The 16,644-nt window shown below is 53.8% G+C and carries 12 protein-coding genes; 8 read left to right on the forward strand and 4 right to left on the reverse strand.

The window, feature by feature from the left end; all coding sequences use genetic code 11:
- The first annotated feature begins 98 nt into the window (after window positions 1–98).
- From lolA to ID864_RS00465, 4 genes are all read left to right on the forward strand, one after another.
- Entirely contained in the window at window positions 99–710 is a 612-nt protein-coding gene (lolA, locus tag ID864_RS00450) for an outer membrane lipoprotein chaperone LolA (protein ID WP_048916545.1), read from the forward strand.
- Between the two features lie 7 nt (window positions 711–717).
- Complete coding sequence (locus ID864_RS00455) at window positions 718–2,061, forward strand: replication-associated recombination protein A (protein WP_048916544.1); 1,344 nt, start codon at window positions 718–720, stop codon at window positions 2,059–2,061.
- 96 nt (window positions 2,062–2,157) lie between these two features.
- Window positions 2,158–3,450 (forward strand): serine--tRNA ligase, encoded by a 1,293-nt coding sequence (gene serS / locus ID864_RS00460; protein WP_099754065.1) that lies wholly within the window; start codon window positions 2,158–2,160, stop codon window positions 3,448–3,450.
- A gap of 291 nt (window positions 3,451–3,741) precedes the next feature.
- Window positions 3,742–4,893 carry an MFS transporter gene (locus ID864_RS00465; RefSeq protein WP_048916542.1) on the forward strand — a complete coding sequence of 384 codons (1,152 nt, stop codon included), beginning with the start codon at window positions 3,742–3,744 and terminating at the stop codon, window positions 4,891–4,893.
- An 88-nt stretch (window positions 4,894–4,981) separates the two neighbouring features.
- Here the strand turns inward: ID864_RS00465 and pflA are convergent, their stop codons facing one another.
- The 4 genes from pflA to ycaO form a co-directional block, all read right to left on the reverse strand.
- Window positions 4,982–5,722 (reverse strand): pyruvate formate lyase 1-activating protein, encoded by a 741-nt coding sequence (pflA, locus tag ID864_RS00470; RefSeq protein ID WP_048916541.1) that lies wholly within the window; start codon window positions 5,720–5,722, stop codon window positions 4,982–4,984.
- A 131-nt stretch (window positions 5,723–5,853) separates the two neighbouring features.
- The gene (pflB, locus tag ID864_RS00475; protein ID WP_048916540.1) at window positions 5,854–8,136 is read right to left on the reverse strand and encodes a formate C-acetyltransferase; all 2,283 of its coding nucleotides are present in this window, start codon (window positions 8,134–8,136) and stop codon (window positions 5,854–5,856) included.
- 89 nt (window positions 8,137–8,225) lie between these two features.
- Window positions 8,226–9,083: a formate transporter FocA gene (focA, locus tag ID864_RS00480; RefSeq protein WP_048916539.1), complete on the reverse strand. Its 858-nt coding sequence runs from the start codon at window positions 9,081–9,083 to the stop codon at window positions 8,226–8,228.
- Between the two features lie 366 nt (window positions 9,084–9,449).
- Window positions 9,450–11,207, reverse strand: coding sequence for a 30S ribosomal protein S12 methylthiotransferase accessory factor YcaO (gene ycaO / locus ID864_RS00485; RefSeq protein ID WP_191149250.1), 1,758 nt, complete (start codon window positions 11,205–11,207; stop codon window positions 9,450–9,452).
- A 320-nt stretch (window positions 11,208–11,527) separates the two neighbouring features.
- Here ycaO and serC point away from each other — a divergent pair, with 320 nt between their 5' ends.
- The 4 genes from serC (at window position 11,528) to rpsA (ending at window position 16,606) form a co-directional block, all read left to right on the forward strand.
- Complete coding sequence (gene serC, locus ID864_RS00490) at window positions 11,528–12,613, forward strand: 3-phosphoserine/phosphohydroxythreonine transaminase (RefSeq protein ID WP_048916537.1); 1,086 nt, start codon at window positions 11,528–11,530, stop codon at window positions 12,611–12,613.
- A gap of 89 nt (window positions 12,614–12,702) precedes the next feature.
- Window positions 12,703–13,989 (forward strand): 3-phosphoshikimate 1-carboxyvinyltransferase, encoded by a 1,287-nt coding sequence (gene aroA / locus ID864_RS00495; RefSeq protein ID WP_048916536.1) that lies wholly within the window; start codon window positions 12,703–12,705, stop codon window positions 13,987–13,989.
- A 104-nt stretch (window positions 13,990–14,093) separates the two neighbouring features.
- The gene (gene cmk, locus ID864_RS00500) at window positions 14,094–14,777 is read left to right on the forward strand and encodes a (d)CMP kinase (protein ID WP_048916535.1); all 684 of its coding nucleotides are present in this window, start codon (window positions 14,094–14,096) and stop codon (window positions 14,775–14,777) included.
- A 152-nt stretch (window positions 14,778–14,929) separates the two neighbouring features.
- A complete protein-coding gene (rpsA, locus tag ID864_RS00505; protein ID WP_048916534.1) occupies window positions 14,930–16,606 on the forward strand; it encodes a 30S ribosomal protein S1 in 1,677 nt (558 codons plus the stop codon).
- Window positions 16,607–16,644: the final 38 nt, after the last annotated feature.

Here is a 16,644-nt window from a genome sequence, read left to right on the forward strand (position 1 = left end):
AGTTTATTCTTCTGTCGTTCCTGCCAGCGCCTGGCTAAAGTTATCCACGTCACGCTTAACCCGCAACGGGATACAAAAGTTTTAATAAGGATGCCGTAATGAAAAAATTAATGATTTCCTGCTGTTTGCTGGCGGCCTTTACTTCTGCAAGCGTACTGGCAGATGCTGCCAGTGATTTGCAGCAGCGCCTGGATAAAGTGAAAAGCTTCCATGCGACCTTTAATCAAAAAGTGACCGACGGCAGCGGCCAGTCCGTGCAGGATGGTGAAGGTGAGATGTGGGTACAGCGCCCGAACCTGTTTAACTGGCACATGACCGCGCCGGATGAAAGCATCCTGATCTCTGATGGTAAAACCCTGTGGTTTTATAACCCGTTTGTTGAGCAGGTCAGCGCCAGCTGGCTGAAAGACGCCACCAGCAATACGCCGTTTATGCTGATTGCCCGCAACCAGTCGAGTGACTGGAAGCAGTACAACGTGGCGCAAAAAGGTAATGACTTCTCGCTGACGCCGAAAGCGGCGGATGGCAACCTGAAGCAGTTCACCATTAACGTTTCGCCGAACGGTACGATCAACCAGTTCAGCGCGATTGAGCAGGATGGCCAGCGCAGCAGCTACGCGTTGAAAAGCCAGCAAAACGGCTCCGTCAGCGCTGATAAGTTTAAGTTTACGCCGCCGCAGGGTGTGACCGTGGACGACCAGCGTCAGTGAGGTTTGCGTGAGTAATATGTCCCTCGATTTTTCCCGTAATGAATTTCAGCCTCTGGCCGCCCGTATGCGGCCACGCACGCTGGCCGAATATATCGGTCAGCAGCATCTGCTGGCGGCAGGCAAACCGCTGCCGCGCGCGATTGAGGCAGGTCATCTGCATTCGATGATCTTATGGGGACCACCAGGGACAGGGAAAACCACGCTGGCAGAAATTATCGGCCACTATGGCCAGGCCGACGTGGAGCGCATCTCAGCCGTGACCTCAGGGGTGAAAGAGATCCGTGAGGCAATCGAACGCGCCAGACAGAATCGCAATGCCGGGCGCCGCACCATTCTGTTTGTCGATGAGGTGCACCGCTTCAATAAAAGTCAGCAGGATGCTTTTCTGCCGCATATTGAAGACGGCACCATTACCTTTATCGGTGCCACCACTGAAAACCCCTCCTTTGAACTGAACTCCGCGCTGTTATCTCGTGCCCGCGTCTATCTGCTGAAATCTTTGACCGTTGAGGATATCTCAGCGGTGCTTGAGCAGGCGATGCAGGACAGCGAACGCGGTTACGGCAAAGAGAACATCGTGCTGCCGGAAAATACCCGCAACATGATTGCCGAGTTGGTTAACGGCGATGCGCGCCGGGCGCTTAACACGCTGGAGATGATGGCGGATATGGCGGAGGTCAACGCACAAGGCCAGCGCGAATTGACGCCGCAGTTGCTCAATGAAGTGTCAGGCGAGCGCAGTGCGCGTTTTGATAACAAAGGTGACCGCTTTTACGATCTGATCTCCGCGCTGCATAAGTCCGTGCGCGGTTCCGCCCCCGACGCGGCGCTTTACTGGTATGCGCGCATTATTACCGCCGGGGGTGACCCGCTGTATGTGGCGCGCCGCCTGCTGGCGATTGCATCCGAGGATGTTGGCAATGCCGACCCACGCGGAATGCAGGTGGCGATTGCTGCCTGGGACTGCTTTACCCGCGTTGGCCCGGCGGAAGGCGAGCGCGCCATTGCTCAGGCGATTGTTTACCTCGCCTGCGCACCCAAAAGCAATGCCGTTTACAGCGCGTTCAAGTCAGCGATGCGCGATGCGCGTGAAAGCCCGGATTACGACGTGCCGGAACATCTGCGTAATGCGCCAACGAAGCTGATGAAGGAGATGGGGCTGGGGGCAGAATATCGCTATGCCCACAATGAACCGAACGCCTATGCCGCCGGTGAAGAGTACTTCCCGGCGCAGATGGCGCAGACCCGTTATTATCAGCCAACCACACGCGGGCTGGAAGGCAAAATCGGCGAAAAGCTCGCCTGGCTTGCTGAACAGGATCAAAATAGCCCGACAAAACGCTACCGCTGACAGTGACGTTGCGGTAAGGTTAGCAATGAATTCAACGTATTCTGCATAAGAGTACGTCCCTTCCTTTGACACTCAAACAATAAGCACAGGACAAGCATGCTCGATCCCAATCTGCTGCGTAATGAGCCAGACGCAGTCGCTGAAAAACTGGCACGCCGGGGCTATAAGCTGGACGTTGATACGCTGCGCGCGCACGAAGAGCGTCGCAAAGTACTGCAGGTAGAAACTGAAAATCTGCAGGCTGAACGTAACTCGCGATCCAAATCCATCGGGCAGGCCAAAGCACGTGGGGAAGATATCGAGCCGTTGCGCCAGGAAGTGAGCGCACTGGGTGAACGTCTGGATGCCGCGAAAGCCGAGCTGGAAACACTACTGACCAGCATTAACGACTTCGCGATGGCTATCCCTAATATTCCTGCGGATGTGGTGCCACTGGGTAAAGACGACAGTGAAAACCAGGAAATCAGCCGCTGGGGTGAACCGCGTAAGTTCGATTTTGCCGTGCGCGATCACGTCGAACTCGGCGAAATGGCTGCCGGACTGGACTTCGCTGCTGCGGTTAAGCTGACCGGTTCACGCTTTATCGTGATGCGCGGTCAGATTGCCCTGATGCACCGTGCGCTGAGCCAGTTTATGCTCGACCTGCACACCGAGCAGCACGGCTACCAGGAAACCTATGTTCCTTACCTGGTCAACCATGCCAGCCTGTACGGTACCGGCCAGCTGCCAAAATTTGGCGAGGACCTGTTCCATACTCGTCCGCTGGAAGAAGAGGCATCAAGCAGCAACTATGCGCTGATCCCGACTTCGGAAGTGCCACTCACCAATCTGGTGCGCGACGAGATCCTTGAAGAAGAGTCACTGCCGATCAAAATGACCGCGCACACGCCGTGCTTCCGCTCTGAAGCGGGGGCTTATGGCCGCGATACGCGTGGTCTGATCCGCATGCACCAGTTCGATAAAGTGGAGATGGTGCACATCACCCGTCCGGAAGATTCGATGGACGCGCTGGAAGAGCTGGTCGGCCACGCTGAGAAAGTGCTGCAGCTGCTGAATCTGCCCTATCGTAAAGTGCTGTTGTGTACCGGCGACATGGGCTTCGGTTCGCACAAAACTTACGATTTGGAAGTCTGGCTGCCTGCACAGGATACTTACCGTGAAATCTCTTCCTGCTCAAATATGGGTGATTTCCAGGCGCGCCGCATGAAAGCACGCTGCCGTGCGCGTGGCGAAAAAGCCACCCGCCTGGTGCATACCCTGAATGGCTCCGGCCTGGCAGTAGGGCGTACACTGGTGGCGGTGCTGGAAAACTACCAGCAGGCTGATGGCCGTATTGAAGTGCCGGAAGTGCTGCGCCCGTACATGAAAGGACTTGAGTTTATCGGCTAATCACCTCGCCGATTGCAATGTTCAAAACCCGCCGCTGGCGGGTTTTTTTATGCCGGCGATCGAGCAAAATAAATGATGGAGAGTTTGGTTCGCCCTAAGCCAATTTAAAGAGAATTCAATGAGATAATTAGTGGCGAAAAGTTGTAACTCAGATCTCCCACTCGTTGTAGATAAGAAAATTAAATCGCTGTACTACAAATCGTGCTGTGGCTGATTTATTCCGCTTTTACAATTGCTTGCATGGTGGCATTATGCGCGCAAAATCCTCTCTCGCTGCGGTTCTTCACTACTATGTCCACCTGGTCACGCCCTGTTATCGTGCTGCTTTGCGGCTTGCTGCTGATGACGGTCTCAATTGCTGTGCTCAATACGCTGGTGCCACTGTGGCTGACCCATGATGCGTTGCCAACGTGGCAAGTGGGCATGGTCAGCTCCTCTTATTATTGCGGCAACCTGCTGGGCACGCTGATTGCCGGTTGGACGATCAAAAATTACGGTTTCAACCGCAGCTATTATTTTGCTTCCCTGCTGTTCGCCCTGGCAACCGTGGCTTTGGGGCTGGGCACTGGATTCTGGTCCTGGGCGCTCTGGCGCTTTATTGCCGGGGTCGGCTGTGCGTTGATCTGGGTGGTGGTTGAGAGTGCGCTGTTATGCAACGGTACGTTGCGCAACCGTGGCCGCCTGCTGGCTGCTTATATGATTATGTACTATATCGGCACCGTCTTCGGTCAGCTGCTGGTGAGTAAGGTCTCTACCGAACTGCTGCACGTGCTGCCGTGGGTAACCGGCGTGGTGCTGGCCGCTATCCTGCCGTTGGTATTCTGCCGTGTGACGGCAAACCAGATGGAAGAAGAGGCCACGCCAGGCCGACTCTGGCCGATGTTGCGCCGCCGCAGCGCGCGCCTGGGGATCAACGGCTGCATTATCTCCGGTATCGTTCTGGGCTCGCTGTATGGCCTGATGCCGCTCTACCTTTCCCATCAGGGAATGAGCGACTCGACGATTGGTTACTGGATGGCGCTGCTGGTCAGTGCGGGGATCATTGGCCAGTGGCCGATTGGCCGCCTGGCTGACCGCTTTGGCCGCCTGCTGGTGCTGCGCGTTCAGGTGTTTGTGGTGATCCTCGGTGCGCTGGCGATGCTCGGTAATGCGGCGATGGCTCCCGCCCTGTTTATCCTTGGCTGCGCCGGTTTTACGCTGTATCCGGTGGCGATGTCCTGGGCTTGTGAAAAGGTTGGGCACCACGAACTGGTGGCAATGAACCAGGCGCTGCTGCTGAGCTATACGGTGGGTAGCCTTGCCGGTCCGACGATGACGTCAATGCTGATGCAGAGCTACTCTGACCGCGTGCTGTTTGTGATGATTGCGGCGGTAGCGCTGGTTTATCTGGTGATGCTGCTGCGTAAAGCCGATCATCATGCGACGCCGGTGGCGCACGCATAAAAAAAGGTCGACCGGAACAAAGGGTCGACCTCTACAGAGTTCGTTCGAAATTTTTTGCAGGGGCGGGTCTTCTTTTGCGGCCCACCCTTTAATACATCACGTAGTGGCCGTAACCTTCCAGAATACCCTTCACCCGATCCATGGTTTCGGCTTTCGGTGGGTGAACGCCATCCAGCTTGTACTCCTCCCCCATCGCTATCCATTTATGCTTGCCGAGTTCGTGGTAGGGCAGCAGCTCAATCTTCTCAACGTTACCCATATCGCGGGTAAATTCACCCAGTCGATGCGCAGAATCATCATCATCTGAATAGCCAGGCACCACCACATAGCGGATCCAGGTGCGAATTTTACGCTTTGCCAGGTAGCGGGCAAAATCCAGCGTGCGGTGGTTAGACACGCCGACCAGCACCTGATGCACGTCGTCATTCATCTGCTTGAGGTCAAGCATCACCAGATCGGTCACGTCCAGCAGTTCATCAATCACCGGGTCGTAGCGGCGCACAAAACCGTTAGTGTCGAGGCAGGTATGAATACCTTCGGCATGGCAGGCGCGGAACCAGTCGCGCACGAACTCAGCCTGTAATATCGCCTCGCCGCCGGAAGCGGTCACGCCGCCGCCGGAAGCATTCATAAAGTGACGATAGGAAACCACATCCTTCATCAACTCTTCGACGGTAATCTCTTTGCCACCGTGCGTGTCCCAGGTGTCGCGGTTGTGACAGTACAGGCAGCGCATCAGGCAGCCCTGGAAGAAGGTGATAAATCGGATGCCGGGGCCGTCGACGGTCCCGCAGGATTCAAATGAGTGAATACGGCCGGTAACTGACATTGCGATGAGTTCTCCACGGTGACACAGTCTTTAGCTGTGTTTTAAGTCTGTTTTGGCAGTGGTCCGTGTGGGCGACTGACAAAACGGGCTGAGTGGTGATCTGGCCCCTTTGCAGGGGCCAGCGGTGCTTGTTACATGCTCTGGGTGAAGGTACGGGTGATCACATCCTGCTGCTGTTCTTTAGTCAGCGAGTTGAAACGTACCGCATAGCCCGACACGCGAATGGTTAACTGCGGATATTTTTCCGGGTCTTCCATCGCTTCCAGCAGCATTTCACGGTTCATCACGTTGACGTTGAGGTGCTGACCCCCTTCAATGCTGGCTTCATGATGGAAGTAGCCATCCATCAGACCGGCAAGGTTGGTTTTGCGCACGTCGTCGTTTTTACCCAGCGCGTTTGGCACGATAGAGAAGGTATAAGAGATACCGTCTTTGGCGTAGGCAAACGGCAGTTTCGCTACCGAAGTCAGTGAGGCTACAGCACCTTTCTGATCACGACCGTGCATTGGGTTGGCGCCTGGACCAAATGGCGCGCCTGCGCGACGGCCGTCCGGAGTATTCCCGGTTTTCTTACCATACACCACGTTAGAAGTAATGGTGAGGACCGACTGAGTTGGCACCGCATTGCGGTAGGTCTGCAGTTTCTGAATTTTCTTCATGAAACGTTCAACCAGGTCACAGGCAATATCATCAACGCGCGAGTCGTTGTTACCGAACTGTGGATACTCACCCTCGATTTTGAAGTCCACGGCCAGGCCATCTTCATCACGAATGGTTGAAACTTTGGCGTACTTAATCGCTGACAGGGAATCAGCCGCTACCGACAGACCGGCGATGCCGCAGGCCATGGTGCGGTAAACATCACGGTCATGCAGCGCCATCAGCGACGCTTCGTAGCTGTATTTGTCATGCATGTAGTGGATGACGTTCAGGGCAGTGACATACTGTTTTGCCAGCCAGTCCATAAAGTGATCCATGCGGTTCATCACTTTATCGTAGTCCAGCACTTCATCCATCATTGGCGCTTCTTTCGGGCCAACCTGCATTTTCATTTTTTCATCCACGCCGCCGTTAATCGCGTACAGCATGGTTTTTGCCAGGTTGGCACGGGCGCCGAAGAACTGCATCTGTTTACCGACGATCATCGGGCTGACGCAGCAGGCAATCGCATAGTCATCGTTATTGAAGTCCGGGCGCATCAGGTCATCGTTCTCATACTGCAGTGAAGAGGTATCGATGGAGACTTTCGCGGCGAATTTCTTAAAGTTCAGCGGCAGCTTTTCTGACCACAGGATGGTCATATTAGGTTCCGGTGAAGGGCCCATGGTGTAGAGCGTATTCAGGAAACGGAAGGTGTTTTTTGTCACCATAGTACGGCCGTCAACGCCCATACCTGCCAGTGATTCAGTTGCCCAGATTGGGTCGCCGGAGAACAACTCATCGTATTCCGGGGTGCGCAGGAAGCGAACCATACGCAGTTTCATCACCAGGTGGTCGATCAGCTCCTGGGCTTCCTCCTCGTTGATGACGCCTGCTTTCAGGTCGCGTTCAAAATAGATATCGAGGAAGGTAGAGACGCGGCCGAATGACATGGCTGCGCCATTCTGCGATTTCACTGCGGCCAGATAGCCGAAGTAGGTCCACTGGACGGCTTCTTTGGCGCTGGTTGCCGGGCCAGAGATATCGCAGCCGTATTTTGCCGCCATCTCTTTAATCTGCTGCAGCGCATGGTGCTGGTCAGCAATCTCTTCACGCAGGCGGATAGTGGCTTCGAGGTTTACGCCATTTTCCAGGTCGCTTTGCAGTGAAGTGAACTGGGCAAACTTGTCTTTCATCAGGGCATCGATGCCGTACAGCGCTACGCGGCGATAGTCACCAATGATACGGCCACGGCCATAGGCGTCAGGCAGGCCGGTCAGTACTCCAGATTTGCGGCAGCGCAGGATATCCGGCGTGTAAACGTCGAATACGCCCTGGTTGTGCGTCTTACGATATTCCGAGAAGATTTTTTTCACTGACGGATCAAGTTCGCGACCGTAAACTTTACACGAACCTTCCACCATTTTGATGCCGCCGAAGGGGATCAGGGCACGTTTCAGTGGAGCTTCAGTTTGTAACCCAACAATTTTTTCCAGGCTTTTGTTGATGTAACCCGCGTCATGGGAAGTGACGGTTGAGACCAGATCGGTATCAAAATCGACCGGGGCGTGGGTGCGGTTTTCCAGCTTGATGCCTTCCATCACCTGGTCCCACAGTGCGGTGGTGGCCTTAGTGGCACCGGCCAGGAACGTTTCATCGCCTTCATACGGAGTGTAGTTTTTCTGAATGAAGTCACGGACGTTGACGCTGGTCTGCCATTCACCTGGTGCAAAGCTTTCCCAGGCTGATGCCATTTTTTGATTAAGCTCGGTCATTTGATACCTACCTTATAACGTGAAGTTCGTTGTACGTTCCCGCCGGGTAGTGTCACGCCGACGGTTGCAAGATTCTTGAGCTGGGATAATCAGTGATGGTCGCCATCACGCAGATAAATTACCCAGTAGGTCAACCCGACCAGCAAACCACCGCCGATGATATTGCCCAGCGTGACCGGAATCAGGTTGTCGGTAATAAAGTGGCTAACGGTGAGATGCGAAAACTGTTCTGCTGTCGCGCCGGTGGCCTGCCAGAATTCAGGTGAAGCAAAATCTCTAATCACAATCGCCATCGGGATAAGGAACATGTTGGCGATGCTGTGCTCAAAGCCGCTGGCAACGAACATCGCTACCGGCAATACCATGGCAAACATCTTGTCCAGCAGGCTGCGGCCGGAGTAGCTCATCCATACCGCCATGCACACCATCAGGTTGGCGAGAATGCCGAGGCAGACGGCCTCAACAAAGGTATGGTGCATCTTGTGATCGGCGGTCTGCAGCACATTCAGCCCCCACGCGCCGTTCGCTGCCATGTACTGTCCGGCAAACCAAATCAGCGCAACAAAGAAGATAGCGCCAAGAAAGTTTCCGAAATAGACGATGATCCAGTTACGTGCCAGTTCCAGCCAGCTAATGCGTCCGCTGGCTTTCGCCACCACCGTTAAGACGGTCGAGGTGAACAGGTCAGCACCGCATACCACCACCAGCATCAGTCCGAGTGAGAAACAGATGCCGCCAACCAGCTTCGCCAAACCCCAGGGAACCGTGCCTGTCCCGGTGGTGGCCGTGATATAGAAAGCAAATGCGATAGAGATGAATACACCGGCAGTAATTGCCAGAAAAAAAGTCGTGAAGGGGTGTTTCGTTGCTTTATAGACGCCAGCGTCTTCGGCAACTTTCGCCATTTCGGACGGTAATAATAGATCAAAGGGGTTGCCAGCTTTCACACTAACGTTCTCCCAAAAGTAGTCAGCGAGGAAAGTCTAACAAAGGAGTATAGGAGAGAAGTTGATGTGGATCATATTGCGCGAGCAATTGCGCCTGTAAAGCCATGATGTTAAAAGGGTTAATTGGTTTATCTTGTTGTTTTGTATCGAATAAAACTTTTTTAATTATTAAAAATATATTTGAGTCTTAATGGGAAGCTGGCCCGACGTGGGTAAAATACTGGTAGTAAATTTAGCTATATTGTGACAATAAAAAAGGTAACAGCCTGAGCTGTTACCTTTTATTAACCTGGCGCTGAACTCGCGCCAGAAAAATAAAACGGCGGAAGAAATTTATTTTGAATTTTTACGCCGTTTTAAATGGACTTATTTCCAGTAACGGCGTTTGGCAGCCTGTAGCTTTTCATAGGCCCCTAACAGCGCCTGGTGTGCCGGGAAGGCTTTCAGCTCGCTATCAACACTCTGCAGGCCGTAGAACGGAGCTTCACCGCTAAGCGCAGCAGAAGCGGCGTCAACCGCATCCTGACCGTACATGCGAACAAATGCCGTATGGTACTGCAGCGGATCGCGCTCATCTTCCTGGCTCAGCAGCAGTAGCGTCTGCAGGCAGCGATAGTAGTTAGCGCGCTCCGGGCTGAAAATGGACTGGTTGAATTCCATGGTCCACTCTGTCCAGATCAGCGCCTGCTCCAGATCGCCACCGGCCAGCGCCAGCATAGCCTTCAGTTCGCCAATGCGCAGCGTGTACCAGCCGTTGTCTTTACCGGTAGCCAGGCCCAGCAGTTCACGCACGCGGGTAAAGTCGTCGTGGCCGTCTTCATCCAGCTGCTCCAGCAGTGCAAGGTAGTCCGCTTTCTCCCAGCTGCTTTCCGGCAGGGCGAGCAGCGTATCACGCAGATAGGCGCCCATGCTGTTATTGGCCAGAAGGAGATCTTCCGCCGGATAAATATCTGACATGCCAGGCACGATAATGCGGCAGGCGTAAACATCCAGATGCTCGTAATCGGCGATGTATACTTCCTGATCTTCGGCCTTGAAGATCGCCATCAGCGTCGCGAACTCTTCCTCAGTTGTGCCTTTGAAGCTCCAGTCCGCGAACGGGTAGTCAGCATCATCTTTGAACATATCCCAGGAGATCAGGCCGCTGGAGTCAATAAAGTGAGTTTCCAGGTTGGCGTGTTCCGCTACTTCTTCATCATCGAAGGTAGGTGGGGTGAAGACATCCAAATCCTTCAGCCCGCGGCCCTGCAGTAGCTCGGTCACGGTACGCTCGAGCGCCACGCCGAAGTCCGGGTGCGCGCCGAATGAGGCGAAGCAGGTGCCATTAGCCGGGTTGAACAGCACCACGCAGATCACCGGGTAATTGCCGCCCAGTGAGGCATCGTAAGAGAAGATAGGGAAGCCTTCTGCTTCCAACGTGGCAATCGCTTCCACCACGCCCGGATAGCGGTCCAGAACATCCTGCGGGATCAGCGGCAGGCTGATGGATTCCGCAATAATACGATTTTTAATATGTCGCTCAAACACCTCAGACAGACCCTGAACGCGGGCTTCATTAGCGGTGTTACCGGCCGACATCCCGTTCGACACATACAGGTTGCCGATGATGTTCATCGGAATATAAACGGTCTGCTGGTCAGACTGACGGGTGAACGGCAGGCTGCAGATCCCGCGCGCGGCATTGCCTGACTGCAGATCGATCAGGTCGCTGGCGCTGACTTCATTTTCCGGGTCGTAGAATTTACGCAGACGGGCATCCAGAATGCCCTCAGGCAGCTGGTCATCATCCGGCAGCGGGAACCATTTCTCGTTAGGATAATGAACAAAATCGCCGTTGGCGATCTGCTCGCCTAACCAGAAGTCAGCGAAGAAATAGTTGGTCGACAGGCGTTCAAAATACTCGCCCAAAGCCGAGGCGAGCGCCGCTTTCTCACTGGCACCTTTACCATTGGTAAAACACAGCGGGCAGTCGCGGTCGCGAATATGAACTGACCAGACATTTGGCACCGGATTCAGCCAGGATGCTTCTTCAATGTTGAAGCCCAGATCCTGTAGTTTTTGCTGAAAGCGTGCGATGGAGACTTCCAACGCGGCGTCTTTGCCTGGGATATAAGTTTGAGTCATTTTGCCCACTCGTTTTGAATTGTGCGGAGATTGTGCGGAAAGCGCGCAATGATACGGGTTTTCCTCGGCAATCGCTATCTGACAACGTTAATTTCATTGTCGGAAGAGTGCCATTTTACAGTGAAAAGTTAACCGGTCTGTTTATGAAACAGGAAAATGCCTCACAAAATATCGTTTCCGCTTTCATACGCCCTACAAGCTGTTGCGGCGCGCCTCGGGAAACTGGTCGGCTGACCGGATAAATTATTGCAGCAATGGGGTGGCAATGATAAAACCGATAGAGGAATCAAAACCGATCGATCTGAAAGTGGTGAGGGGAAATGAGTCAGGTTTTCAATTTTAGCTCTGGTCCGGCTATGTTGCCGGTAGAAGTGCTCCGTCGCGCTGAGCAGGAACTCTGCAACTGGCAGGGCTTAGGGACCTCCGTGATGGAGATCAGCCACCGCAGTAAGGAATTTATTCAGGTTGCTGAAGAGGCAGAAAAAGATTTTCGCGATCTGCTGAAAATCCCCTCCAACTACAAAGTATTATTCTGCCACGGCGGTGCGCGTGCGCAGTTTGCTGCTGTGCCAATGAATCTGCTGGGACAGCATTCGACAGCCGATTATATCGACGGCGGCTATTGGGCTGCCAGTGCGGTGAAAGAGGCGCAGAAATACTGCACCCCTAATGTCATCGATGCCAAAACTACCGTGGCCGGTTTGCGTGGCATTAAGCCTATGAGCGAGTGGGCGCTGTCCGATAACTCGGCCTATGTGCACTTCTGCCCGAACGAAACTATCGATGGTATCGCCATCCATGAAACGCCAGATTTTGGCGATAAAGTGGTTGTAGCCGATCTCTCTTCGACCATCCTCTCTACGCCGCTGGATGTCAGCCGCTACGGTGTGATCTACGCCGGTGCGCAGAAAAATATCGGCCCGGCGGGCTTAACCCTGGTGGTGGTGCGTGAAGATCTGCTGGGTCAGGCGCGTAAAGAGCTGCCTTCGATCCTCGATTACAAAGTGCTGGCGGAAAATGAGTCGATGTTTAACACTCCGCCAACTTTCGCCTGGTATCTCTCTGGCCTGGTATTTAAATGGCTGAAAGAGCAGGGCGGTGTGCACGAGCTGGACAAGCGTAATCAGGCCAAAGCCGATCTGCTGTACGGCACTATCGACAGCAGCGATTTTTACCGCAACGATGTGGCCGTAGCGAACCGTTCGCGCATGAACGTGCCATTCCAGCTGGCAGACTCTGCCTTGGACAAGCTGTTTATTGACGAATCGTTTGCAGCCGGCCTGCATGCACTGAAAGGGCACCGCGTTGTCGGTGGAATGCGCGCGTCGATTTACAATGCGATGCCGCTGGAAGGCGTGAAAGCGCTGACTGACTTTATGGTCGACTTCGAGCGTCGCCACGGCTAAGGTGCCCCTGCATTCGCAGTGAGTTTTAAATCTGAAACCTCGCAGCCCTGCGGGGTTTCATTGCAATTATTTTGGAGAATACGTTTCACATGCAGGATTCCCTGACGTTACAACCTATCGCCCTGGTCGACGGCACCGTTAACCTTCCCGGTTCTAAAAGCGTGTCTAACCGCGCGCTGTTACTGGCTGCGCTGGCAAACGGTACTACCCGCTTGACCAATCTGCTCGACAGTGATGATGTGCGCCATATGCTGACCGCGCTGCAGGCCCTGGGCGTGCAGTTCACACTGTCTGCCGATCGCACCGTGTGCCGGGTAGTGGGTCAGGGTGGTGCGCTGAAAGCTGAGGGCGCCCTGGAACTTTTCCTCGGCAATGCCGGAACGGCGATGCGTCCGCTGGCTGCCGCGCTGTGCCTGGGCAGTAACGATATCGTCCTGACCGGTGAGCCGCGCATGAAAGAGCGCCCGATTGGTCACCTGGTAGATGCACTGCGCCAGGGTGGCGCAGACATTGAATATCTTGAGCAGGAAAATTATCCGCCGCTGCGCCTGAAAGGCGGATTCAGCGGGGGGGAGGTAGCCGTCGATGGCAGCGTTTCCAGCCAGTTCCTGACCGCGTTGCTGATGACAGCTCCGCTGGCGACAAACGACACCCGCATTGCGATTAAGGGTGAGCTGGTTTCTAAACCTTACATCGATATCACTCTGAATCTGATGAAGACCTTTGGCGTTGAAGTAGAGAACGATAACTACCGTTCATTCACCGTGCGGGGTCAGCAGCAGTATCAGGCACCGGGAGATTACCTGGTCGAAGGCGATGCTTCCTCTGCCTCTTATTTCCTTGCTGCGGCAGCGATTAAAGGTGGAACGGTGAAAGTGACCGGTATTGGTCGCAACAGCATGCAGGGAGATATTCGCTTTGCTGACGTGCTGGAAAAAATGGGTGCCCGCATTGAGTGGGGCGATGACTTTATTGCCTGTACCCGTGGCGATCTCAACGCTATCGATCTCGATATGAATCATATTCCTGACGCGGCGATGACCATTGCAACGGCGGCACTGTTCGCTAAAGGCACCACCGTGATGCGCAATATTTACAACTGGCGCGTCAAAGAGACCGATCGCCTGGCGGCGATGGCCACTGAACTGCGCAAAGTTGGCGCAGAAGTGGAAGAGGGCAATGACTACATTCGCATTACCCCTCCCGCCCAGATTCAGTTTGCTGAAATCGGCACCTATAACGATCACCGTATGGCAATGTGCTTCTCGCTGGTGGCGCTTTCGGCCACCCCGGTCACCATTCTCGATCCAAAATGCACCGCCAAAACCTTCCCTGACTACTTTGAGCAGCTAGCCCGCATTAGCCAGCTGGCATAAGGGCTCTGCTGACGCGGTTGCAGCTTCAGCTTTGCAGGGTATAATGCGCGTCGATATTTACCGGGGTACAGTTTGCCCCGGTATCCCACCGACAGGAGAACGACATGACGGCAATAGCCCCAGTGATCACCATTGATGGCCCTAGCGGTGCCGGGAAAGGAACGTTGTGTAAAGCAATGGCCGAGGCATTGCAGTGGCACCTGTTGGATTCCGGCGCAATTTATCGCGTGCTGGCCCTGGCTGCATTACACCATCAGGTCGATATCACCTCAGAAGAAGCGCTGGTGCCTATCGCTGCCCATCTCGACGTGCGTTTTGTCTCTAACGGCGGCGAAATGGAAGTGATCCTCGAAGGGGAAGATGTCTCCTCCGAGATCCGGACTCAGGATGTCAGCAATACCGCCTCGAAAGTCGCTGCCTTCCCGCGCGTGCGTGAAGCGCTGTTGCGGCGCCAGCGCGGTTTCCGCGAGCTGCCGGGCCTGATTGCCGACGGGCGTGATATGGGTACCGTCGTTTTTCCTGATGCTCCGGTGAAAATCTTCCTGGATGCCAGCTCCGAAGAACGTGCTAACCGCCGTATGCTGCAGTTGCAGGAGAAAGGCTTTAGTGTTAACTTTGAGCGCCTTTTATCTGAGATAAAAGAGCGTGACGAGCGTGACCGTAATCGTGCTATTGCACCTTTGGTGCCGGCCGATGACGCCTTAGTGCTTGATTCGACTACAATGTCGATTGAGCAGGTGATTGAGATTGCGCTAAAATATGCGCGCGAAAAACTCGCTCTGGCCTAAAGTCAGCTACGCTTAATGACCTCTGTCTGAGCCCTTGCTCGCAGAATGATTTATCTAACCCTGTGATATGGACGTCATGGGGCATGTGAAACAACCCCACCCGTCAGGATGTCAGGTGGACGTTAAATTGAAGAATCCTGAAGATTATCAATATGACTGAATCTTTTGCTGAACTATTTGAAGAATCCTTAAAAACAATCGAAACCCGTCCGGGTTCCATCGTTCGTGGCGTTGTTGTCTCTATCGACAAAGACGTCGTTCTGGTTGATGCGGGTCTGAAATCTGAGTCTGCAATTCCTGCAGAGCAGTTCAAGAACGCAGCCGGCGAACTGGAAATTCAGGTTGGCGACGAAGTAGACGTTGCTCTGGATGCAGTAGAAGACGGCTTCGGTGAAACCCTGCTGTCTCGTGAAAAAGCTAAACGTCACGAAGCATGGATCACGCTGGAAAAAGCCTACGAAGAAGCTGAGACTGTTACCGGTGTTATCAACGGTAAAGTTAAAGGCGGCTTCACTGTAGAGCTGAACGGTATTCGTGCGTTCCTGCCAGGTTCACTGGTAGATGTACGTCCAGTGCGCGATACGCTGCACCTGGAAGGCAAAGAGCTTGAGTTCAAAGTCATCAAGCTGGATCAGAAGCGTAACAACGTTGTTGTTTCACGTCGTGCGGTAATCGAATCCGAAAACAGCGCAGAGCGCGATCAGCTGCTGGAAAACCTGCAGGAAGGCATGGAAGTTAAAGGTATCGTTAAGAACCTGACTGACTACGGTGCATTCGTTGATCTGGGCGGCGTTGACGGCCTGCTGCACATCACTGATATGGCATGGAAACGCGTTAAGCATCCAAGCGAAATCGTGAATGTTGGCGACGAAATCACTGTTAAAGTGCTGAAGTTCGACCGCGAGCGTACCCGTGTTTCTCTGGGTCTGAAGCAGCTGGGCGAAGATCCATGGGTTGCTATCGCGAAACGTTACCCAGAAGGCACCAAGCTGACTGGTCGTGTAACTAACCTGACCGACTACGGCTGCTTCGTTGAAATCGAAGAAGGCGTTGAAGGCCTGGTACACGTTTCTGAAATGGACTGGACCAACAAGAACATTCACCCATCTAAAGTTGTTAACGTTGGTGATGTTGTTGAAGTTATGGTTCTGGACATCGACGAAGAACGTCGTCGTATCTCCCTGGGTCTGAAGCAGTGCAAAAACAACCCATGGCAGCAGTTTGCAGAAACCCACAACAAGGGCGACCGTGTTGAAGGTAAAATCAAGTCAATCACTGACTTCGGTATCTTCATCGGCCTGGACGGCGGCATCGACGGCCTGGTTCACCTGTCTGACATCTCCTGGAACGCTACCGGAGAAGAAGCAGTACGTGAATATAAGAAAGGCGACGAAATCGCAGCTGTGGTTCTGCAGGTTGACGCAGAGCGCGAGCGTATCTCCCTGGGCGTTAAGCAGCTGGCAGAAGATCCGTTCAACAACTACATCTCTCTGAACAAGAAAGGTGCAATTGTTAACGGTAAAGTGACTGCAGTTGACGCTAAAGGTGCTACAGTTGAATTAGCTGACGGCGTTGAAGGTTACCTGCGTGCTTCTGAAGCATCGCTGGACCGCGTAGAAGACGCAACTCTGGTTCTGAATGTTGGCGACGATGTTGAAGCTAAATTCACCGGTGTTGATCGTAAGAACCGCGTTGTTAGCCTGTCTGTTCGTGCGAAAGACCAGGCTGATGAGAAAGAAGCTATCAATACGGTTAACACTAACAAACCGGAAGAAGGCAACTTCTCTAACGCTATGGCTGAAGCATTCAAAGCAGCTAAAGGCGAGTAATTGCTTTAAGGGCAGCGCAAGCTGCCCTGTAGCGTCGT

The sequence above is a fragment of the Erwinia aphidicola genome, assembly GCF_014773485.1.
GTDB lineage: Bacteria > Pseudomonadota > Gammaproteobacteria > Enterobacterales > Enterobacteriaceae > Erwinia > Erwinia aphidicola.